We start from the raw sequence: 1,477 nt of genomic DNA on the forward strand, positions 1-1,477 counted from the left end.
GCCGGCGCCGGGTTGGCGTTGAGCAGCATGTTCATTGCCGGCGCTGCGCTGGCGGAAGAAGCGGCCGCGGCCGCGGCTCCGGTTCCGACGTTGGATTCGGGCAGCACGGCGTGGATGCTGACGTCGACGGTGCTGGTCCTGATGATGACCATTCCGGGCCTGGCGCTGTTTTACGGCGGCATGGTGCGCAAGAAGAACATTTTGGCGACGATGATGCAGAGCTTCGCCATCACCGCGCTGGTTTCGGTTTTGTGGGTTCTGGTCGGCTATAGCCTGGCCTTCGCCGAAGGCACCCCGTATGTGGGCGGCCTGGGCAAGGTTCTGCTGGCCGGCGTCGAAGTCGGTTCGCTGACCGGCGTCATTCCGGAAACCGTGTTCATCGTCTTCCAGATGACCTTCGCCATCATCACCCCGGCGCTGATCACCGGCGCTTTCGCCGACCGCATGAAGTTCTCGGCCATGCTGGTGTTCATGGGCCTGTGGGTTCTGGTCGTCTATGCGCCGATCTGCCATTGGGTCTGGGGCGGTGGGTTCCTGGGGTCCGACGGCGTGCTGGATTATGCCGGCGGCACCGTGGTGCACATCAATGCCGGTGTCGCCGGTCTGGTTGCGGCCATCGTTCTCGGCCCGCGGAAGGGCTTTGGCACCGACAACATGGCTCCGGCCAATCTGTCGCTGGCCATTATCGGCGCCTCGCTGTTGTGGGTGGGCTGGTTCGGCTTCAACGCCGGTTCCGCCGCCGCCGCCGACGGTCGTGCCGGCATGGCCATGCTGGTGACCCAGGTCGCCGCCGCCGCCGCCGCTTTGGCCTGGATGGCCGCCGAATGGATGCTGCGCGGCAAGCCCAGCGTTCTGGGCGCCGTCTCGGGCGCGGTTGCCGGTCTGGTGGCGATCACCCCGGCTTCCGGCTTCGTCGGTGTCGGTGGGGCGTTGATCATCGGCATCGCTGCCGGCGTCATCTGCTTCTGGGGCGCGACTGGCCTCAAGCATGCGCTCAAGTATGACGACTCGCTCGACGCCTTTGGCGTGCACGGCATCGGCGGCATCGTCGGCGCGGTTCTGACCGGCGTGTTCGCGGTCGAATCCATCGGCGGCACCGCCGGTCTGCTGGAAGGCAATGGCGGTCAGGTCCTGACCCAGTTGTACGGCATCGTCGCCACCATCGTGTGGAGCGCGGTCGCTTCCTTCATCCTGCTCAAGCTGATCGATCTGGTTATCGGTCTGCGCGTCACTCCCGACGAGGAACGCGAAGGCCTGGATCTGTCGCTGCACGGCGAATCCATCCACTAAAGCGTCGCGCCTTTAATCTAAGGCACGACGCTCCAGCGCCCATTGCGGGCGCGGCCAAGCATGCGGAGGCATGCGCCCGGCGAGGGAAAATGATGAAGGTTAGGCCGTGATGCACATTTAGGGCATCACGGCCTAAGCCGGGCGGATTGCTGGAAACAAGGGGGCGCGGCGAAAGCCGCGCCCTTTT

1 protein-coding gene is annotated in these 1,477 nt (G+C 65.3%); it reads left to right on the forward strand.

Going from position 1 to position 1,477, the window contains the following annotated elements:
- Positions 1 to 27 precede the first annotated feature (27 nt).
- Complete coding sequence (locus tag KEC16_RS19585; RefSeq protein ID WP_211552097.1) at positions 28 to 1,290, forward strand: ammonium transporter; 1,263 nt, start codon at positions 28 to 30, stop codon at positions 1,288 to 1,290.
- The last annotated feature ends 187 nt before the right edge of the window (positions 1,291 to 1,477 follow it).

It is taken from the genome of Magnetospirillum sulfuroxidans, from assembly GCF_018224925.1.
Lineage (GTDB): Bacteria > Pseudomonadota > Alphaproteobacteria > Rhodospirillales > Magnetospirillaceae > Magnetospirillum > Magnetospirillum sulfuroxidans.

Excerpts from the sequence above, each read along its gene's own strand:
- KEC16_RS19585 (WP_211552097.1), top strand. The coding sequence starts at position 28 with ATGTTCATTGCCGGCGCTGCGCTGGCGGAAGAAGCGGCCGCGGCCGCG.